This is a genomic window from Micromonospora sp. NPDC047793, assembly GCF_040642635.1.
Taxonomy (GTDB): Bacteria; Actinomycetota; Actinomycetes; order Mycobacteriales; family Micromonosporaceae; genus Micromonospora.
This window is the reverse complement of the sequence record NZ_JBEYSG010000017.1, coordinates 123335-142609: the sequence shown is the minus strand read 5'-3', so window position 1 is coordinate 142609 and position 19275 is coordinate 123335. Positions and strand designations below refer to the sequence as shown.

The following is a 19275-nucleotide window of genomic DNA, read 5'->3' as shown; positions in this document are numbered from 1 at the left end:
ACGATCGGCCGCACCGCACCGACGGACTCCGCCCGGAGAATGCGGGCACGACCCGTCTCGCTGTGCCAGGCTCAGGGGCATGGACGACACGACGATCCTGAGCCGGATCTCCGATCTGGTCGACGAGGAACACCGGCTGCGCGCCGAGGCGCAGGCCCACGAGGCGGGCACCGACGACGATGCCCGTACCCGGCTGCGTGAGCTGGAGGAGTCCCTCGACCAGTGCTGGGACCTGCTCCGCCGTCGGCGCGCCGCGCGGCAGGCACACGGCGACCCCGACGCCCAGGGCGCACGCCCGGTGCCCGAGGTCGAGCGGTACCTCCAGTAGGGCACCTGTCGGGCTCCGGGTGGCGGCGGGACCGCCACCCGGAGTCCGTCGTCCGTCCCGGCCGACGGCCGGGTTCGGACCGTCAACGCAGGCCGGCCTCGCGGGCCAGCATGTCGGTCAGGGCGTCCGGTTCCGAGGGCAGGCCACGGGCGGTGAACCAGGTGGCGACGACCCGGACGTCCCGGGCCAGGAAGTCCCGCCCCTGCGGGTTGGCCACCACGTCGACCACCTGCGGCAGGTCGATCAGGACCAGCCGCCCCTCGTGCACCAACAGGTTGTACGGCGACAGGTCGCCGTGGGCGTACCCGGCGCGGGCCAGCACCACCAGGGCGTCGACGAGTTGCTCCCACAGCCTGCGCAGCTCACCCGACTCGGGACGCAGCTCGGCCAGCCGGGGCGCGGCCTGCCCCTGGTCGGGGTCACCGAGGAACTCCAGCATCAGCTCGGTGCCGCGCAACTGCACCGGGTACGGCACGGCGACGGTGCCGTACCGTTCGCCGATCTCCCAGAGCCGGGCCAGGGCGGCGAACTCGGCGGCCGCCCACTGCCCGGCGATCATCTGCCGGCCGAACGCGGTCCGCCCGGTCATCGCCCGCATCTCCCGGGAACGGCGGACCCGACGGCCTTCGAGGTATCCGGCGTCGCGGTGGAAGAGCCGGTGCCGGGGATCGCGGTAGCGCTTCGCGGCCAGCAGGCAGGACCGGCCGGTCTCCGGCACGGCCCGGCGGACCAGGTGGACGTCGGCCTCCTTGCCGGTCTTGAGCACCCCGAGTTCGGTGTCCTTCGCGGCCAGGTCGGTGACCAGCCACGCCGGGTGGGGTTGCGGACCGTGGAGCGCGTCGTCCCAGGAGGACCAGACCTCGCCGGTCACCGGGTCGGGCCCGTCGTCCGGGTCGGTCGGGGCGGGGCCGGACGGCCGCCCCCGCTTCAGGAAGTGTGGTTCGTCGTCGTCGAAGCGGCGTTTGCCGCGGGCTCGATGCTCCGGCACCGAGAAGTCGTGATCGCGCACTGCGCTGGTCGTCCCTTGTTCGAGGCGGATGGAGGCAGGAGTTGACCTGCGAAGACGGCCATGACCGACCTCCTCTCCTCGACCGGACCCAGGCCCGGCAGCACGATGCGCGGACCATGTTGGTCGCGTCGGCGCGGCGGGGCAACCGGTTTTCCGCGTCAGGCGCGGGTACGCCCCGCAGCGCCACCCGTGGCACCCATGATCGCGGCGATGGCGGCGATCACGGTGTCGACGGTGACCGTCGGGGCGAACCGGGCGTCCGTCCACGGCCGGCCCCGATGCAGCCAGATGCTGGGCAGGCCGACCGCGGTGGCGCCACCGATGTCGGCCTCCGGGCCGTCGCCGATCACCCAGGCTCCGCGCAGCGGCATCCGGGCCCGCTGCGCGGCCAGCGCGAAGATCCGCGGGTTGGGCTTGCTGACCCCGGCCTCCTCGGAGATCACCCAGTCGGCCACGTACCGGTCCAGGCCGGTCCGCCGGATCTTGGTGTCCTGCTGGCGGACCGCACCGTTGGTGACCACCACCGGCATCCAGCCGGCGTCGTCGGCGATCCGCAGCGCGCAGGCGACCAGTGGATCGAGCCGGGTGAACTCCACGACGCCGTCGTGCAACTCCTCGACCAGGTCGATGGAGGGGATCCGCAGCCGGTAGCGGTCCCGGATGGCGTCCGCGACGTCCCACCGGTCGGTCAACCCGTCGGCGTCTATCGACAAGAGCCACTCGATGTCATGCGCGGGCGCGCCGATGCCGTCGAGGAAGCGCTCTGCCCAGGTACGGAACGGCCCGGCTCGATCGAGCAGGGTGTTGTCCAGATCCAGCAGGAGCAGCGGCACTCGGGCACCTTACGGGAATTCGGTACCCGCCCGACAGGGCCGGAGGTTACGCGGTGATGTCGTACCGGCACTGGCCCCGACCGGAACCACATATCCAAGCCGTACGTACGGTTTGCGTTACCCCGGGTGAGCTGACACGATCGAGACGTGCCCAGAGTAAGTCAGGACCAGCTCGACGCTCGCCGACACGAGATCCTCACCGCCGCGCGTGCCTGCTTCGCCCGGCACGGCTACGAGGGCGCCACCGTGCGCCGGCTCGAAGAGGCGACCGGGCTGTCCCGAGGGGCCATCTTCCACCACTTCCGGGACAAGGACTCGCTCTTCCTGGCCGTCGCCGAGGACGACGCGGCGGTGATGGTGGAGACGGTCGCCCGCAACGGTCTGGTCCAGGTCATGCGGGACCTGCTCGCCCGCGCGGTCTCCCCGGACACCACCGGATGGCTCGGCAGTCAACTGGAGGTCTCCCGACGCCTGCGCACCGATCCGGCCTTCGCCAAACGGTGGGCCGAGCGGTCGGCGGCCATCGCCGAGGCCACCCGCGACCGCCTGTCCCGGCAACGCGAGGCCGGGGTGCTGCGCGAGGACGTACCCATCGACGTGCTGGCCCGCTTCCTCGAACTCGCCTACGACGGCCTGGTCCTGCACCTGGCCATGGGGCGACCCGCCGGTGACCTCGGGCCCGTCCTGGACCTGGTCGAGGAAGCCGTGCGCCGCCCCTGAACGATCGGTAACGGCCTGGTAACCCCGCCGCCCCGGCCTCGGCACGGTGGCAGCCGCGCTCCACAATGAGTACGCGTCCCCTTCGCGCGACAGGAGCAGGCCATGAAGGATCCCGTGGCGGACTTCCACACCTGGGGCATTCCCAGCCGTACCTTCCTGTTTCTCTACCTGGCGGCGGCGCTCGTCCTCGTCGTCGGCACCCTGATCCAACGCCGGGCGCTGCTGTCCGGCCGCTCCGCGCCCCCCGCCGCCCAGCTCGGCCCGCAGCAGGTCGCCTACCTCAACGGCGGCGAGAACCTGGCGGTCTGGACCGCCATCGGCGCGCTGCGCGGCCAGGGTGTCATCGGGGTGGACCAGCACCACCGGCTGACCGTCGACGCCCCCCTTCCGCCCGGCGCGACCCCGCTCGACCGCGCCGTCCACCACGCCGCCAGCCAGCGCTGCCCCGCCCGCCAGGTCATCACGACCGAGTGGGTGAGCCGGGCGCTCACCGAACTCCGGGAGGGGCTGGACCGGCACGGGTTGCTGGTCACCCCGGAGCAGCGGGCGGCCCTACGGATCGGCCCGCTGCTGATGGCCGTGCTGGCGGCGGTCGGGATCGCGCGCATCTTCGCCGGCATGGCCAACGGGCGGCCCGTCTGGTATCTCGTGGCCGTCGTACTCGGGCTCCTGGTGGTGACCACGCTGCTGTTCGCCCTGGTGCCCCGACGGACCCGGGCCGCCGACGCGGCGCTGGGGCTCCTCCGCATGCGCAACCACCACCTGGCGCCCCACAGCAACCCGTCGTACGCCACCTACGGCGCTGCCGGCACCGCCATGGCGGTGGCCCTCTACGGCAGCGCCACGATCTGGGCCATGGACCCCACCTTCGCCCAGCAGGCCGAACTCCAGCGCCAGGCGGCCACCAGCACCGGCGGCACCACCGCCTGTGGCGGCGGCAGCACCGCAGGCGCCAGCGACAGTGGCGGTGGCTGCGGTGGTGGATGTGGCGGCGGCGGTGGGTGCGGCGGATGACCGGCCCGTACGGGGTCGGCATCGGCTGGCGACCGGAGATCGCCGGATTCGTCGCGGAGCTGCCCGGCCTGCGCTTCGTCGAGGTGGTCGCGGAGGGCGTGTCCCCCACCGACCCACCGGACGGGCTGGTCGAGCTGCGACGGCGCGGCGTGACTGTGGTGCCGCACGGGGTACGGCTCTCCCTCGGCGGCACCGATCCGGTCGAGCCGGCCCGGGTCGGCCACCTGGCGGCGGTCGCCGAACTGCTGGCGGCACCCCTGGTCAGCGAGCACATCGCCTTCGTCCGGGCCGGTGGGCTGGAGGCCGGACACCTGCTGCCGCTGCCCCGTACCCGCGAGGCGGTCGACGTGGTCTGCGCCAACGTCGCCCGGGCCCGGGCCGACCTGCCGGTGCCGATCGCGCTGGAGCCGATCGCCGCGCTGTTCGACTGGCCGGACGACGAACTCGACGAGGCCACCTTCCTCACCGAGATCCTGGACCGCACCGACGCCCTGCTGCTGCTCGACATCGCCAACGTGCACGCCAACGCCCGTAACCGGGGCACCGACTCACTCGCCCTGCTGGACCGACTGCCGTTGGACCGCGTCGCGTACGTACACGTCGCTGGCGGCGCCGACCACGGCGGCTTCTACCACGACACCCACACCGACCCGGTCAGCCAGGACGTCCTCGACCTGCTCGCCGAGCTGTGCGCGCGACACCGGCCACCGGCGGTCATGCTGGAACGCGACGGGCACTACCCGCCCGCCGCCGACCTGCGCGCCGAGTTGGACGCCATCGCCACCGCCAGCGGCTTGCCGGTGGTGACGTGAGCACCGACGCCCACGAGCCACCCGCGCCGGGTGGCACGCTGGCCGAGCGGCAGGCACGACTGGTGGCCGCGCTGGTGGCCGGTGGCGCACCGCCACCGGGGTTCGCGCCCGCACCGCTGGCCGCAGCCCGCGCGGCGTTGCTCCGCAAGCGGGCCGGCGAGGTCGCCCGACACTGGCCGCTGCTCACCGCCGCACTCGGCCCACACTGGCCGTCGGCCTTCCTCACCTGGGCCGCCGACCGGCCCACCGGCGGCGGCCTGCGCGACGGCTGGGATCTGGCCCGCGCGCTCCGCGACCGCGCCGAGCTGCCGCCGCTGGGCGCCGAGGAACTCGCCGTGCGCGAAGTCAGCCTGCGCTACGACGGCCGCCGGGCGCCACGCCCCCGCCGGTCCCCCGCGCTCGCGCACGTCGACGGCGCCGTAGCGATCCAATTCGCCGGCCGCACACACCTCCTGCGGAGGTAAGGAAGGGCACCTTGTTAACGCCTGCGGTAGAGCAGGGGTCCCCTCCTAACATCAGCGGTCGGCCGAGCGGACGGACCCGGGGATGCCGGACCCGCACCGGCTGCGGCAGGATCGGTGGCATGGATCTAGGACTCACCGACCGGGTGTACGTGCTCACCGGCGCCTCGCGCGGCCTCGGTCACGCCACGGCGCGGTGCCTGGTCGCCGACGGCGCCCGAGTCGTGCTCTCGGCCCGGAACGCCGACACCGTGGCCGCCGCCACGGCCGATCTCGGCGGCCCGGAGCACGCCGTCGGCATCACCGCCGACCTCACCGACCCGGACACGCCCGAACGGCTGGTGCACGCCGCCCACGAGCACTTCGGCCGACTCGACGGCGCGCTGGTCTCGGTGGGCGGACCGACCCCCGGCAGCGCCGCCTCGGTCGACGACGAGCAGTGGCGACGTGCCTTCGAGACCATCTTCCTGGGCAGCGTACGGACGGTGCGGACAGTGGCCGGGGCGCTGCCAGACGGAGGCGCCATCGCGCTGGTGCTGTCCACCTCGGTACGAGGACCGGTCACCGGGCTGGGCATCTCCAACGGGCTGCGCCCCGGCCTGGCCGGGGTGGCCAAGGACGTCGCCGACGAGTACGGCCCCCGGGGCGTACGGGTGGTCGGGCTGCTGCCGGGGCGGATCATGACCGACCGGAACCGGGAGCTCTTCGCCGCCAGCGGCGACCCCGAACAGGCCCGCGCCGAAGCCGAGGCCGGCATCCCGCTGCGCCGCATCGGTGACCCCGAGGAGTTCGGGAAGGTGGCCGCGTTCGTGCTCTCCCCGGCCGCGAGCTACCTGACCGGGGTCACCATCCCGGTCGACGGCGGCGCGCTGCGCGGCCTGTGACCAGGCAACCGAAAGGCGGCGCTGACCGTCCGGCGACCAGGCGACCGGAAGGCAGCCCCGCCCGTCCGGAGACCGGGCGACCGGAAGGCGGCGCTGCGCGGCCGGTGAACGGGCAAGCAGAGGGCGGCCCGGCGCGAAGCGTCCGTGGCGCGGCGGTGCCGAGTCCCGGACCCGCCGCGCGGACCGACAGCGTGGATCGGGGGTACCGGCCGACCCGGGAGGAACTGGCGGCGGCCGTGGACCGGCTGCTGCCGGACGTCGTCGCGCCCGGATTGGACGTCCTGTTCGTCGGGATCAACCCCGGGCTGTGGTCGGCCGCGACCGGATGGCACTTCGCCCGCCCCGGCAACCGGTTCTGGCCGGCCCTGCACCGGGGCGGGTTCACCCCACGCCTGATGCACCCCAGTGAGCAGGACGAACTGCCCGGGCTCGGGCTGGGCATCACCAACGTGGTGGCCCGGGCCAGCGCCCGCGCCGACGAACTGTCCGCCGCCGAACTGGTCGACGGGGCACGGGAGCTGACCGGCAAGGTCGCCGCGTACCGGCCGCGCTGGGTGGCGGTCGTCGGGGTGACCGCGTACCGGATCGGGTTCGCGCGGCCGAAGGCCACCTTCGGCCGGCAGCCCGAGCCGCTGGCCGGCGCCCACCTCTGGGTCCTACCGAACCCCAGCGGCCTGAACGCGCACTACACCCCGCAGACACTCGGTGCCGCCTTCGCCGAACTGCGCGAGGCGACGACCCGGGAGTGACCGCCGTCAGTTGGCGGCGGCGGGCGGCATCGCCTCGTCGGCGAGGTATTCCCGCGACGAGATGATCACCGGCTCCACCATGGCCTGGTCGGTGTGCGGGGTCGGCGAGTCCGCCACCGCGAACTGGGTGCGGTACAGCTCGGCGTAGAGGCCACCGACGGCGACCAGTTCGTCGTGCCGACCGCGCTCGACGATGCGTCCCTCGTCGAGGACGAGGATCTGGTCGGCGTCGCGGACCGTGGAGAGCCGGTGCGCGATCACCAACGCGGTACGCCCGGTCAACGCCACCGACAGCGCCCGTTGCACCGCCGCCTCGCTCTCCGAGTCGAGGTGCGCGGTCGCCTCGTCGAGGATCACGATCGACGGCGCCTTGAGCAGCAGCCGGGCGATCGCGATGCGCTGCTTCTCACCGCCGGAGAAGCGGTAACCGCGCTCGCCGACGGTGGTGTCCAGCCCGTCGGGCAGCGACCGGACCAGATCGGCGACCTGTGCACCGGCCAGCGCCGCCCAGAGCTGGTCGTCGGTGGCGTCCGGCTTGGCGTACCGCAGGTTCTCGGCGATCGTCTCGTGGAACAGGTGCGAATCCTGGGTGACCACACCGATCTCGTCCCGCAGCGATTCGAGGGTGGCGTCCCGGACGTCGACACCGCCGACCAGCACCTGGCCGTCGGTGACGTCGTAGATGCGGGAGATCAGCATGGACAGCGTGGACTTGCCCGCGCCGGAGGGCCCGACCAGGGCGACCATCTGCCCGGGATCGACCCGGAAGGAGACGCCCTTGAGCACCGGCTCGTTGACCGTACGGTCCAGCGTGGCGACCTCCTCCAGCGACGCGAGGGAGATCTCGGCGGCGCTCGGGTAGCGGAAGCGCACGTCGCGGAACTCGACCCGGCCCGCGTCCCGGGGCACCGGGATCGCGTCGGACCGCTCCTTGATCGCCGGATCGAGGTCGAGCACCTCGAAGACCCGGTCGAACGAGACCAGCGCGCTCATCACGTCGACCCGGACGTTGCTCAGCGCGGTGAGCGGACCGTAGAGCCGGGTGAGCAGCAACGCGAGCGTCACGACCGTGCCGGCGCTGACCTCGCCGGTGACCGCCAGCCATCCGCCGAGCCCGTAGGTGAGCGCCTGGGCCAGCGAGGCGACCAGCAGCATCGCCACGAAGAACGTCCGCGAGTACATCGCGGAGGTGATGCCGATGTCGCGGACCCGCTCGGCGCGGGCTGCGAACCGGCCGGCCTCGGCATCGGGGCGACCGAAGAGCTTCACCAGCAGGGCGCCCGCGACCCCGAACCGCTCCGTCATGGTCGCGTTCATCTTGGCGTCGAGGTTGTACGACTCGCGGGTGATCTCGGCCAGCCGTCGGCCGACCCGCCGGGCCGGGATGATGAACACCGGCAGCAGCACCAGCGACAGCGCGGTGATCTGCCAGGAGAGGGTGAGCATCACGGCGGCGGTGAGCAGCAGTTGGATCACGTTGCTGACCACGCCGGAGAGCGTCGAGGTGAAGGCCCGCTGGGCCCCCATCACGTCGTTGTTGAGCCGGCTGACCAGCGCACCGGTCTGGGTGCGGGTGAAGAACTGCAACGGCATCCGCTGCACGTGGTCGTAGACCCGGGTGCGCAGGTCGAGGATGATGCCCTCGCCGATGCGCGCCGAATACCAGCGCTGGGCGAGGGAGAGCATCGCGTCGGCGACGGCCAGGCCGGCGATGAAGAACGCCAGCCGGATCACCAGTGCGCCGGCCTCGTCGCCGCCCCGGGTGATCGCGTCGATGACCTGGCCGGCGAGCAACGGGGTGGCCACCCCGATCACCGCCGCGACGACCACGGTCAGCAGGAAGACGACGATGTCGCGCCGGTACGGCCGGGCGAACGCCACGATCCGCCGGGCGACACCGCGCTGCAACCGGTGACTGGAGATCTCGTCACCGTTGCGCATCGACCGCAGCATGCTCCAACCGCCCATGCCGCCGGCGGCCATCGGGTTCGACACGCTCACCTCCGGGAAAGGGCCTCAGGATGCCGTCGGGTCAATTCTCCCGACAGCTACGACAACCTCGTGAGTAACCCGGATCTTCCCGAACGGTCCTTACTATTCTGCGTACCCGGCAAGATCGCGGATCCGCCGGGTCTGTGCTTCCCGCTCGGCCCGCTGCTGCTCGGCGTGGGTCCGCCCGGAGGCACCGGCGAGCAGTGCCTTGATCTCCACCACCGCGTCGCGCTGGTGGGCGACCAACCCGGCGGTGAGGTCGCGCACCGCGTCGTCCAGCTCCGCGTTCGGCACCACCAGGGTGGCCAGGCCGAGCCGGTCCGCCTCGGCGGCGTCCATCCGCCGGGCGGTGGTGCAGATCTCCAGCGCACGGGCGTAGCCGACCAACTCGACCAGACGCTTCGTGCCGGCCAGATCGGGCACCAGACCCAACGTGACCTCGGCCATCGACAGCTTCGCGTCCTGCGCCAATACCCGCAGGTCGCAGGCGAGGGCGAGTTGGAACCCGGCGCCCATGGCATGCCCCTGCACGGCCGCGACGGAGATGATGTCCGGTCGGTGCAGCCAGGTGAAGCCGTCCTGCAGGGCGGCGATCCGGTCGGCGCACTCCGCTTCCGGCAGTGCGGCCAGCTCGGCGAACGAGCCCGGCCCGGTGGCGCTCACGACCGCCAGGTCGAGGCCGGCGGAGAACGCCCGCCCCTCACCCCGGACGACCACGACACGGACGTCACCGGGCAGGTCCCGGGAGAATTCGCTCATCGCGCGCCACATCGACGGGGTCTGCGCGTTGAGCACCTCGGGCCGACACAGCGTGACCGTGGCGATGGGCCCGTCACATTCCAGCCGGACCCCGGTCGCCTCGGTGGTCACCGGGCGGCCCGGGTCACGGTGGTGGTGTACGACGCTGACGGGCGGGTCACGCCTTCTTGCGGCGCCGGGCGCCGCCGCGCTGCCGCAGCTGCACCCCGGACTCGGTGAGCACGCGGTGGATGAACCCGTAGGATCGGCCGGTCGAGGCCGCGAGAGCACGGATGCTCTCTCCTCCGGTGTACCGCTTGACGAGGTCCTTGGCGAGCGTCTGACGCTCGGCTCCGACGATCCGGCGACCCTTCTCAGTGCTGGTGGCTGTGCCAGTGGCTGCCATGCTGTGTCCTCACGTCCCAGACTGTGCGGTTCGGATACGGTCCCACCTATTAGACCGCCTCGAACGATCATGCGCCAGATATCAACTATTCGCCAACCGACACGCTATGCAATGTCAGCTTCCCGATAGGTGACGACATCCGGGGCTCGACTGCGGGACACCGCGTCGGACCGGCCCGGAGCTGGCCCTCGACGAACCGCCGCCACCCACACGCACGGTACCGCCGACACCACCGTCCGCCACCGATCCTCACCGCCGGTATAGATGGCGGCGACCGCCCGCCACCGGAGTCGCCCTCGGCCTCCGTGATGCTCCGGTCGGCCCGGTGCCCGTACGCTGCCGGCCATGCTCGACCTGCTCGGCACCGCGACCGTCGCCGCGGTGGTCTTCGCCGCCACCAACATCGACGACATCGTCGTCCTGACGGTGTTCTTCGTCGCCGCCCGCACCACCGGCCGTCCCCGCGTCGGGCAGATCGTCACCGGTCAGTACCTCGGCATCGGCGCCCTGGTGCTGGTGAGTGCCGTGGTCGCGGCCGGGCTCCTGGTGGTGCCCGACGAGTGGACCGGTCTGCTCGGACTGCTGCCGATCGCCCTCGGCCTCCGCGCGCTGTGGCGACGCGACGACGACGAGCCGCCCCCGGTGGTCGCCGGTGTGGTCGGCGTGGCCGCCGTGACCGTCGCCAACGGCGCCGACAACGTGGCCGTCTACGTGCCGGTGCTGCGCACCCTCGGTGTCGCCGACGCCGCCGTCTTCGGAGTGGTCTTCGCGGCCCTGGTCGCCGTCTGGTGCGTCGCCGGTGCCTGGCTCGGCGGCCACCCGAGGGTGACCCGGCTGGTCGAACGCACCGGCCACTGGCTGGTGCCGGCGATCTTCATCGGCGTCGGCGTGGTCATCCTGGCCAGCTCCGGCGTCGTCGGTCACCTGCTCGACCTCGCCCGCTGACGTCGGCGCGCGTGTTAGGAGGGGACCCTTCCTATACGCCTGGCGTTAGTAGGGGGCCCTTCCTTACACGCGGTGCAAATGGTCAGGCCAGCTCGACCAGTTCGAGCAGGTCGTCGCTCCAGGCGTCCTCGTCGCCGTCGGGCAGCAGGATGGCCCGGTCCGGCTTGAGCGCCAGCACCGCGCCCGGGTCGTGGGTGACCAGGACAATCGCGCCCGGGTAGTTGGCGATCGCGTCGAGCACCTGCTCGCGGCTGACCGGGTCGAGGTTGTTGGTCGGCTCGTCCAGCAGCAGCACGTTCGCGCCGGAGCAGACCAGGGTCGACAGCGCCAGCCGGGTCTTCTCGCCACCGGAGAGCACCCCGGCGGGCTTGTCCACGTCCTCGCCGGAGAAGAGGAACGCCCCGAGGATCTTGCGCAGCTCGGTGTCGGTCTGCTCGGTCGAGGCGGCCCGCATGTTCTCCAGCACGGTCCGCTCGATGTCCAGCGTCTCGTGCTCCTGCGCGTAGTAGCCCAGCCGCAGCCCGTGGCCGGGCCGCACCTCGCCGGTGTCCGGCTCCAACAGCCCGCCGAGCATCCGCAGCAATGTGGTCTTGCCGGCACCGTTGAGCCCGAGGATGGCCACCCGGGAACCCCGGTCCACCGCCACGTTCACGTCCGTGAAGATCTCCAACGACCCGTACGACTTGGAGAGGCCGGACGCGGTCAGCGGAGTCTTGCCGCACGGCGCCGGGGCGGGGAAACGCACCTTGGCCACCTTGTCGCCGACGCGGACCTCATCCAGGCCCGACATCAGGCGTTCGGCCCGCCGGGCCATGTTCTGCGCGGCCACCGTCTTGGTGGCCTTCGCCCGCATCTTGTCCGCCTGGGCCATCAGGGCGCCGGCCTTCTTCTCGGCGTTGGCCCGCTCCCGACGCCGCCGCCGCTCGTCGGTCTCCCGCGCCTCCAGGTACGCCTTCCAGCCCAGGTTGTAGACGTCGACCACGGACCGGGTGGCGTCGAGGAACCAGACCTTGTTGACCACCGACTCCAGCAGCGACCCGTCGTGCGAGATCACCACCAGCCCGCCCTTGTGGTTGGCGAGGAAGCCGCGCAGCCAGGTGATCGAGTCGGCGTCGAGGTGGTTGGTGGGCTCGTCGAGCAGCAGGATCCCGCCGCCGTTGTCGGCCGCGTCGCGGAACAGGATCCGGGCCAGCTCGATGCGCCGACGTTGACCGCCGGAGAGGGTGCCGATGGTCTGGGCGAGCGCCCGGTCGGGCAGCCCCAGGTTCGCGCAGATCCGGGCCGCCTCGGCCTCGGCCGCGTACCCGCCGAGCGCGGCGAACTGGTCCTCCAGCGCGCCGTACCGACGGACCAGCTTCTCGTCACCGCCGTCGGCGAGCTTCTCCTCCAGGTCCTTCATCCCGGCCATCAGCTTGTCCAGGCCCCGGGCGGAGAGCACCCGGTCGCGGCCGGTGACCTCCAGGTCGCCGGTACGCGGGTCCTGTGGCAGGTAGCCGACGGCGCTGCGCCGGTCGATCTGTCCGGCGTACGGCTGTCCCTCACCGGCGAGCACCTTGAGGGTGGTGGTCTTGCCGGCACCGTTGCGGCCGACCAGGCCGATCCGGTCGCCCGGCTGCACCCGCAGCGTGGTGTCGGACAGCAGGATCCGGGCGCCGGCGCGCAGTTCCAGGCCGCTGGCAGTGATCATGTCGGGGTACTCGCTCTCGGGATCCGCAGGGCTGACTCAGGGCACACGAAAGCGCCGGCGGATCATGGTGACCCGTCGGCGCGGGGCGTTCAGCCTTCGCAGAGCAGCACGGGTCGATTGTACCGGGCCCCGGTGAACGGCGAACGCGGATTACCGACCAAGATCGTCGGGTACCGATTCGCCGTCCGGACCGGTTCCGGCCCGCGAGCCACCGACTGATCGGGGTCATCATGGAGCTGAACGAGAATGCGCGGATCGACACCAGCCAGGTGGAGGACCGGCGAGGTGGTGGTGGAGGGGGAGGCGGGCTGGGCATCCCCATCCCGATCGGCGGTGGTCGCGGCGGCATCGTCGGAATCGTCATCGCCGTGCTGGTGGCGCTGGTGGGCGGCGGCTTCGGGCTGAACGCCATGACCGGCGGCGAGCAGGGCGACAACACCGCGTTGGAGCAGCGCTGCGAGGCCCCGGACGCCCTGGAGCAGCTCGACTGCCGCAACAGCCTCTACGTCAACTCGATCCAGGCGTACTGGCGGACCGCCCTGCCGGAGGCGTTCGGCGAGCAGTACCGGCCGACCCGTACCGTCTTCTTCGACCAGGCCGTCAACACCGCGTGCGGCCAGGCCGACTCGGGCGTCGGCCCGTTCTACTGCCCGGCCGACTCGCTGGTCTACATCGACCTCTCCTTCTACGAGGTGCTCGCCACGCAGCTCGGCGCCACCGGTGAGTTCGCCCAGCCGTACGTGCTGGCCCACGAGTACGGCCACCACGTGCAGAACCTGCTCGGCACCAACGAGCAGGTCCGCCGCCAGCAGCAGCGGGACCCGGGCAACGCCAACGACCTGTCGGTCCGCCTGGAGTTGCAGGCCGACTGCTTCGCCGGCGCCTGGGCCAAGAACGCCACCGGCACCGCCGACGACCGCGGCCAGAAGATCTTCACCAGCATCACCGAGCAGGACATCGCCGAGGCCATCGACACCGCCGAGGCCATCGGCGACGACGCCATCTCCCGGCGCGCCGACCGGCCGGTGAACCCGGAGGAGTTCACGCACGGCTCCTCGGCCGACCGCAAGCGCTGGTTCAACCGTGGCTACGAGTCCGGCACCCCGGCCTCCTGCGACACCTTCAGCGGCGCGATCTGACGCGGTGCGGACGGGCCCCGGTCGACGCCTGGAAGGGCGTCGACCGGGGCCGTCCGTGTCCGACGTGACGACGCCTCAGGCAGGATCGCGGATCAGGATGTGCACGGCGCGGGCGGCGGTGATCGCGGCCAGCAGCACCGCGTACCGGGGCTCGGGTACGTCGAGCAGCCGGTCGGCACGCAGTGCGGCCAGTGGGGCGAGTCGGCGCTCGGCGAGCACGGTGTCCACGGCCCGCCGGTCGCCACCGGCGACCACCGCGTCCAACCGCTCGGCCTGCGGCAGCAGCAGCCGGGCCGCCAGGTCGACGGCGTCGGCGAGGGCGGCCTTGGCCTGGTTGTCGCGCCGCCGGGCGAACCGCTGCTGGGACCAGCCACCGGCGGCGGTGCGCCCCTGCACGTACCGTGTGTCGACCTTGTGCACCGGCAGCTTCTCCCCCTCCGCGACGCCGACCGCCACCGCGCCCTTGCGCGCCAGCAGCAGTCCGATCCGGCGGGACACGACGGCCTCCGCCGCGAAGGTGTCCAGGTCTGCGGTGGCCGGCGAGCCCGGTGGGGTGTGCAGTTCGGCGGTGGCACCGTCCGGGGCGGTGAGCAGGAGTCCGTACTCCTGCGCGGTGGTGGTGGGTGGACCGTGCCGGTCGGCGAAGCCGGCCACCCAGCGTTCGGTCCGGGCCGGGTCGATCTCGACCCACCGGCCTCCCCCGGCGGCGGGTCGGCTGCTCATCACCCGACCTTACGGCAGACGGACGGGGCGGTACCGTCCGGCGGAAGCGGATCGGCGGCGCCGGGTCCCTCAGTCGCTCGGCGCGAGGTGGACCAGCAGGTCGGCGCAGCGGCGCGATTCGGCGATGACCGCCGCGTTGGCCTGGTCGCTGCCCTGTGCCCAGGCGCGGGCCGCGTCGGGTGTCCTGCCGAAGGCGACGTGGCGGGCGACGAGCCGGTCGAGGCGGACCTCCTCGGCCACCTCCAGATACCAGGTGGTGTCGAGCAGGTCGCGGACGACCTTCCACGGATGCGAGTCGAGCAGCAGGTAGTTGCCCTCGGTGACCACGATCGGGGTGCTGCGGGGCACCGGGATGCTGGAACCGATCGGCTCCTCGATGTCGCGGCGGAACGTCGGCGCGTAGACGACCTCGTCGGTCTGGTCGCGTAGCCGGCGGAGCAGGGCGAGGTAGCCGTCCGCGTCGAAGGTGTCCGCAGCGCCCTTGCGGTCGGCGCGGCCGAGTGCGCCGAGGACCTCGTTGCTCAGGTGGAAGCCGTCCATCGGCACCAGGACGGCGTCCGGGCCGAGCTGCCGGACAAGGGCCTCCGCGACGGTGCTCTTGCCCGCGCCGGGCGGCCCGACGATCCCGATGAGCGTACGGGCGGCGCCCGCCGACATCGCCCGGGCGCGGTCGGCGAGTCCGCCGAGCGTCAGGGTGTCAGCCGGCGGCCAGGACACTGTCCACGCTCCCCTGTGTCTGGTGCGGCACGGCGCCGCAGCCGCACGAGTCCCGGTGCCGGAAGGTGGCCGGCACCACCACGGACTGCGGGGCGCGGTCCGGTCGCCGGATCCGGGCGAGCAGGAGTTCGACGGCGGTCGAGGCGAGTCGGGCGGCGTCCTGCGCCATCGCCGAGATCTGCGGGTCGAACAGGTCGGCCCATTCGAAGTCGTCGTAGCAGACCAGGGCGATGTCGTGCGGCACCTTCAACCCGGTACGCCGGATGGCGCGGAGCGCGCCCAGGGTCATCTGGTTGTTCGAGACGACCAGGGCGGTGGCCGGTTCGTCCGAGGCGAGGTGCTCGACGAGGCGCTGCTCCGTGGTGCGTTCGTCGGACTCACCGGCGATGACCAGCCCCGGGTCGTCCGCCAGCCCCAGTTCCGCGACGGCCCGCTGGTATCCGGCGAGCCGGTCCTGGGCCGACATCTCCCGCATGGCGCCCCGGACGTAGCCGATCCGGTGGTGCCCCTGCGCCGCCAGGTGGGCCGTGAGGTGGTGGATCGAATCCAGGCACTCGGAGTAGACCTGGTCGCCCGGCAGGGTCGACCGGCGGTCGAGGAAGATCGTCGGCAACTGCTCGTCGAGCAGCTTCTGCAGGCACTGGGTGAGTTCGCCGTGGCCTTCGAGCGGATTCACGATCAGGCCGCTCACCCGCCGCGCCAGCAGGTGGTTGATCACGTCCAACTCGACCTCGGGGTCGTCGTTGGTGTCGGCCAGGATCAGGGTGTACCCGGCCCGTCGCAGGTGCCGCTCGATGTCCCGGATGAGCGCGGCGAAGTACGGGTTGGTGACCACGGACATCGCCAGCCCGATGGTGTCCGTGGACTGCGTGGCCAGGGCCCGGGCGGCGAGGTTGTGCCGGTAACCGGTCGACTCCAGCGCCTTGCGCACGAGTTCCTCGGTCTCCGGGGCGACCTTGCGCGTCTTGTTGAGCACGTGCGACACGGTCGTCGTCGACACTCCGGCGATCCGTGCTACCTCGGCCATCGTCGCCACTCGTTTTGCACCCTTTCCCCCGGCTCGCCACCTGTCCTACGGCTGCCGGGACCACGGCGAGAAGGAGCTCAATCTAACCAAAAGCAAGCCCTTGCGCAAGCGGTTGCGCGGGGGTAAAGTTCCGCCATCTTCACGGTACGCAAGCGGTTGCGCATCTGATGAAGTGCTGGTGGGGATGCCCGACGACGCAACACGGCCCGGCAGGACGACGGTAGGCGGAACTCCCCTGATGTGGTCTGACTAGTCGACAAGGATCTGGTGGCATGAAGAGGACATTCCGGACAGTAATCGGTGTAGCCATGGCCGGCGCGCTCGCCTTCTCGGTGGCCGCCTGTGGCAACGACTCCGCCGCGGAGGGCGGCGAGGAGCAGTTGACCATCGGGTTCGTCCCGGGCATCGCCTCCGACCCCTTCTTCCGCGCCATGCAGGTCGGCGCCGAGGCGAAGGCCCAGGAGCTGGGCATCAGGCTGCTGTGGCAGGGCGCTCCGGACGAGTACTCGCCCCAGTCGCAGATCCCGTTCGTCGACTCGATGCTCACCCAGCAGGTGGACGGGCTCGTCCTCGTCCCCACCGACCCGGACGCGCTGCAGCCCAGCGTCACCAAGGCGCAGTCGGCGAACATCCCGGTCGTCACCGTCGACACCACGGTCACCGACCAGAGCTACCTCACCTCGGCGATCACCGGTGACAACCGTGAGGGCGGCCGGCAGGCGGCCCAGACCCTGGCCGAGCAGATCGGGGAGTCCGGAGAGGTCTTCCTGATGTCCGGCTCGCCGACGGCGACCACCAACCAGCTCCGCGAGGAGGGCTTCACCGAGGAGCTGAAGAAGTACCCGGGCATCACCCTCGTCGGCAAGGAGTACGCCAACAGCCAGCCGGCCAGGGCGACCTCGGCGGTCAACACGATCCTGCTGAAGCACCCGAACCTCAAGGGCATCTTCGCCGTGGACGGCACCTCCGGCTCCGGCACCGTGGCGGCGCTGCGCAACGCGGGCAAGGCCGAGCAGGTCAAGCTCATCGGCTACGACGCGTACGACAACCAGGTGGCCGACCTGAAGGCCGGCATCTACAGCGCTCTCGTCGCCCAGAAGCCCGGCGACCAGGCCGCGCTCGCCCTGCAGAACCTGGTGGACACGATCCGCGGCCAGAACGTCGACAGCATCGAGAAGGACGTCGTGATGACGAACGTCGTGATGACCAACGACAACCTGGCCGAGACCGAGCAGTACCAGTACCCGACCCAGTAGTCGGCGGCGATCAGGGGAATGCGGATCTCAGGAGGAGGAGCACCATGACGGCCGACACCACACAGGCGGCGAGCGAGACGCGCGCCAGCCGCCTGATGGCGACACTGCTACGGCAGGACGTGATCCTGCTCGGCGTCCTCATCGTCATGGTGGTCTTCTTCACGGCGATGAACCCGCTGTTCTTCAGCCGGTTCGCCTTCGCCAACATCCTGCAGGACTGGGCCCCGGTCATGCTGTTGGCGATCGGGCAGACGTACGTCATCATCACCGGCGGCATCGACCTGTCGGTCGGATCCACGCTCGGATTGAGCGGCGTGGCCTGTGCGATGACGATGAGGTCCCTGAACGAGGGTGGTACGGCCACCGCCACGACCATCGCCGTCGGCGTGGTGGTGGCCCTCGCCACCGGTCTCGCGGTCGGCCTGGTCAACGGGCTGCTGATCACCCGGGCCAAGTTGGCGCCCTTCATCGCCACGCTGGCCACCATGGGTGCCGCCGCCGGTCTGACGCTGGTGCTGACCGGCGGCGTCCAGATCGCCGGCGGCCCGGCCGAGGTGATCCGGCTCGGCAACACGCAGTACCTCAACCTGCTGACCGTCCCACTGATCATCGTGCTCGGTGTGCTGGCGGTCGCGTGGCTGACGCTCAGTTTCACCCGGTTCGGCCGCTGGACGTACGCGGTGGGGTCGAACGGATTCGCCGCGCGGGGTGCCGGGATCAACGTCGAACGGCACCTGCTGAAGGTGTACATGCTGGCCGGGTTGATGGCCGGCCTGGCCGGGTTGTTCGTCTACTTCCGGCTCGGCTCGGGCTCGCCCACCTCCGGCCAGGGCCAGGAGCTGGCGGCGATCGCCGCGGCGGTCATCGGCGGCACCAGCCTGGCGGGCGGCGTCGGGCGGATGTCCGGCACCGTGCTCGGCGCACTCATCACGACGGCGGTCCTCAGCGGCCTGATCCTGATCGGCGTCGCACCGAACTGGCAGCAGGTCGTCATCGGCGTCCTGATCGCCGTCGCGGTCGGGGTCCAGCAGATCAACATCCGTACCAGGAGGGGAGCCGGCCGTGGCTGACGCACCCATCTACGAGGCCCGCGAGGTCACCAAGTCCTACGGCAGCGTCCGGGCGCTGACCGACGTCAACCTGTCCCTGCGGGCCGGAGAGATCATCGGTCTGGTCGGCGACAACGGGGCCGGCAAGTCGACGCTGGTGAAGGTGCTCTCCGGCGTGCACCGGCCGGACACCGGCGGCGTGTATCTCGACGGCGTGGCACAGGAGTGGAAGTCGCCGCACGACGCGCTCCAGGCCGGCATCGAGACGCTGTACCAGGACTCCGGGCTCTGCCCCGACCTCACCATCAGCGGCAACGTCTTCCTCGGCCGGGAACGCCGTCGGCCGGGGCTGCTCGGCAAGCTCGGATTCCTCGACAACAAGGCCATGGCCCGCGTCGCGCACGAGGAGTTGGAGCGTGCCGGGATCGGCCTGACGACCGGCGTACGGCGCAACGTCAACCAGCTCTCCGGTGGGCAGCGGCAGGCCGTCGCCATCGGCCGCGCCGTCGCCTGGGCCCGCAAGGTGATCATCCTGGACGAGCCCACCAACCACCTCGGCGCCCGGCAGTCGGGCGAGGTGCTGAAGGTGATCGCGGGAGCCCGGGAACGGGGTCTGGGCGTCATCTTCATCTCGCACACGCTGCCGCACGTGCTCCAGGTGACCGACCGCATCGTCGTGCTGCGCCTCGGCCGGGTCGTGGCCGACGAGCCGACGTCGTCGTTCACCCCGGACTCGCTGCTGAAGGTGATCACCGGTCTGCACACTCCCGAGCCGAGGAGCTAGGC

The 19275-nt window shown here is 71.7% G+C and carries 21 protein-coding genes; 12 read left to right on the top strand and 9 right to left on the bottom strand.

Going from position 1 to position 19275, the window contains the following annotated elements:
* The first annotated feature begins 79 nt into the window (after nucleotides 1-79).
* On the top strand, nucleotides 80-328 hold the full coding sequence (locus ABZ738_RS26600; protein WP_131054876.1) for a DUF2630 family protein: 249 nt from the start codon (nucleotides 80-82) through the stop codon (nucleotides 326-328).
* An 82-nt stretch (nucleotides 329-410) separates the two neighbouring features.
* On the opposite strand, the gene ABZ738_RS26595 is transcribed toward ABZ738_RS26600, so the two are convergent.
* Nucleotides 411-1337: an RIO1 family regulatory kinase/ATPase gene (locus tag ABZ738_RS26595; RefSeq protein WP_176094618.1), complete on the bottom strand. Its 927-nt coding sequence runs from the start codon at nucleotides 1335-1337 to the stop codon at nucleotides 411-413.
* A 158-nt stretch (nucleotides 1338-1495) separates the two neighbouring features.
* Nucleotides 1496-2170 (bottom strand): HAD family hydrolase, encoded by a 675-nt coding sequence (locus tag ABZ738_RS26590; protein ID WP_131054878.1) that lies wholly within the window; start codon nucleotides 2168-2170, stop codon nucleotides 1496-1498.
* Between the two features lie 147 nt (nucleotides 2171-2317).
* Here ABZ738_RS26590 and ABZ738_RS26585 point away from each other — a divergent pair, with 147 nt between their 5' ends.
* The 6 genes from ABZ738_RS26585 (at nucleotide 2318) to mug (ending at nucleotide 6810) form a co-directional block, all read left to right on the top strand.
* The gene (locus tag ABZ738_RS26585; protein WP_357217455.1) at nucleotides 2318-2890 is read left to right on the top strand and encodes a helix-turn-helix domain-containing protein; all 573 of its coding nucleotides are present in this window, start codon (nucleotides 2318-2320) and stop codon (nucleotides 2888-2890) included.
* Between the two features lie 102 nt (nucleotides 2891-2992).
* Entirely contained in the window at nucleotides 2993-3904 is a 912-nt protein-coding gene (locus tag ABZ738_RS26580; RefSeq protein WP_357217452.1) for a TIGR04222 domain-containing membrane protein, read from the top strand.
* Entirely contained in the window at nucleotides 3901-4716 is an 816-nt protein-coding gene (locus tag ABZ738_RS26575; protein ID WP_357217449.1) for a DUF692 domain-containing protein, read from the top strand. The genes ABZ738_RS26580 and ABZ738_RS26575 overlap by 4 nt, the downstream gene beginning before the upstream one ends.
* A complete protein-coding gene (locus ABZ738_RS26570; protein WP_357217446.1) occupies nucleotides 4713-5180 on the top strand; it encodes a hypothetical protein in 468 nt (155 codons plus the stop codon). The genes ABZ738_RS26575 and ABZ738_RS26570 overlap by 4 nt, the downstream gene beginning before the upstream one ends.
* A gap of 119 nt (nucleotides 5181-5299) precedes the next feature.
* Nucleotides 5300-6061, top strand: coding sequence for an SDR family oxidoreductase (locus tag ABZ738_RS26565; protein WP_357217443.1), 762 nt, complete (start codon nucleotides 5300-5302; stop codon nucleotides 6059-6061).
* A 191-nt stretch (nucleotides 6062-6252) separates the two neighbouring features.
* Nucleotides 6253-6810 carry a G/U mismatch-specific DNA glycosylase gene (gene mug, locus ABZ738_RS26560; RefSeq protein WP_357217440.1) on the top strand — a complete coding sequence of 186 codons (558 nt, stop codon included), beginning with the start codon at nucleotides 6253-6255 and terminating at the stop codon, nucleotides 6808-6810.
* Between the two features lie 6 nt (nucleotides 6811-6816).
* Here mug and ABZ738_RS26555 read toward each other — a convergent pair whose 3' ends face one another.
* From ABZ738_RS26555 to ABZ738_RS26545, 3 genes are all read right to left on the bottom strand, one after another.
* Entirely contained in the window at nucleotides 6817-8793 is a 1977-nt protein-coding gene (locus ABZ738_RS26555; RefSeq protein WP_357217487.1) for an ABC transporter ATP-binding protein, read from the bottom strand.
* 111 nt (nucleotides 8794-8904) lie between these two features.
* Complete coding sequence (locus tag ABZ738_RS26550) at nucleotides 8905-9672, bottom strand: enoyl-CoA hydratase/isomerase family protein (RefSeq protein ID WP_357217436.1); 768 nt, start codon at nucleotides 9670-9672, stop codon at nucleotides 8905-8907.
* A 46-nt stretch (nucleotides 9673-9718) separates the two neighbouring features.
* Nucleotides 9719-9946, bottom strand: coding sequence for a helix-turn-helix domain-containing protein (locus ABZ738_RS26545; protein ID WP_007072022.1), 228 nt, complete (start codon nucleotides 9944-9946; stop codon nucleotides 9719-9721).
* 345 nt (nucleotides 9947-10291) lie between these two features.
* Between ABZ738_RS26545 and ABZ738_RS26540 the strand changes: the two genes are divergently transcribed.
* Nucleotides 10292-10891: a cadmium resistance transporter gene (locus ABZ738_RS26540; protein WP_357217433.1), complete on the top strand. Its 600-nt coding sequence runs from the start codon at nucleotides 10292-10294 to the stop codon at nucleotides 10889-10891.
* 82 nt (nucleotides 10892-10973) lie between these two features.
* On the opposite strand, the gene ABZ738_RS26535 is transcribed toward ABZ738_RS26540, so the two are convergent.
* Entirely contained in the window at nucleotides 10974-12578 is a 1605-nt protein-coding gene (locus ABZ738_RS26535; RefSeq protein ID WP_131052838.1) for an ABC-F family ATP-binding cassette domain-containing protein, read from the bottom strand.
* Between the two features lie 230 nt (nucleotides 12579-12808).
* Between ABZ738_RS26535 and ABZ738_RS26530 the strand changes: the two genes are divergently transcribed.
* A complete protein-coding gene (locus tag ABZ738_RS26530; RefSeq protein ID WP_131052839.1) occupies nucleotides 12809-13717 on the top strand; it encodes a neutral zinc metallopeptidase in 909 nt (302 codons plus the stop codon).
* A 75-nt stretch (nucleotides 13718-13792) separates the two neighbouring features.
* Here ABZ738_RS26530 and ABZ738_RS26525 read toward each other — a convergent pair whose 3' ends face one another.
* From ABZ738_RS26525 to ABZ738_RS26515, 3 genes are all read right to left on the bottom strand, one after another.
* Complete coding sequence (locus tag ABZ738_RS26525; RefSeq protein ID WP_303393496.1) at nucleotides 13793-14440, bottom strand: acVLRF1 family peptidyl-tRNA hydrolase; 648 nt, start codon at nucleotides 14438-14440, stop codon at nucleotides 13793-13795.
* Between the two features lie 69 nt (nucleotides 14441-14509).
* A complete protein-coding gene (locus ABZ738_RS26520; protein WP_357217427.1) occupies nucleotides 14510-15157 on the bottom strand; it encodes a nucleoside/nucleotide kinase family protein in 648 nt (215 codons plus the stop codon).
* Complete coding sequence (locus ABZ738_RS26515) at nucleotides 15138-16184, bottom strand: LacI family DNA-binding transcriptional regulator (RefSeq protein WP_131052841.1); 1047 nt, start codon at nucleotides 16182-16184, stop codon at nucleotides 15138-15140. The genes ABZ738_RS26520 and ABZ738_RS26515 overlap by 20 nt, the downstream gene beginning before the upstream one ends.
* 272 nt (nucleotides 16185-16456) lie before the next feature.
* Here ABZ738_RS26515 and ABZ738_RS26510 point away from each other — a divergent pair, with 272 nt between their 5' ends.
* Genes ABZ738_RS26510 through ABZ738_RS26500 form a run of 3 tightly spaced genes read left to right on the top strand, consistent with a single transcriptional unit; the run spans nucleotide 16457 to nucleotide 19273 of the window.
* Nucleotides 16457-17440, top strand: coding sequence for an ABC transporter substrate-binding protein (locus ABZ738_RS26510; protein ID WP_131052842.1), 984 nt, complete (start codon nucleotides 16457-16459; stop codon nucleotides 17438-17440).
* Nucleotides 17441-17484: 44 nt separating this feature from the next.
* On the top strand, nucleotides 17485-18510 hold the full coding sequence (locus ABZ738_RS26505; RefSeq protein WP_357217422.1) for an ABC transporter permease: 1026 nt from the start codon (nucleotides 17485-17487) through the stop codon (nucleotides 18508-18510).
* On the top strand, nucleotides 18503-19273 hold the full coding sequence (locus tag ABZ738_RS26500; protein WP_131052844.1) for an ATP-binding cassette domain-containing protein: 771 nt from the start codon (nucleotides 18503-18505) through the stop codon (nucleotides 19271-19273). The genes ABZ738_RS26505 and ABZ738_RS26500 overlap by 8 nt, the downstream gene beginning before the upstream one ends.
* Nucleotides 19274-19275: the final 2 nt, after the last annotated feature.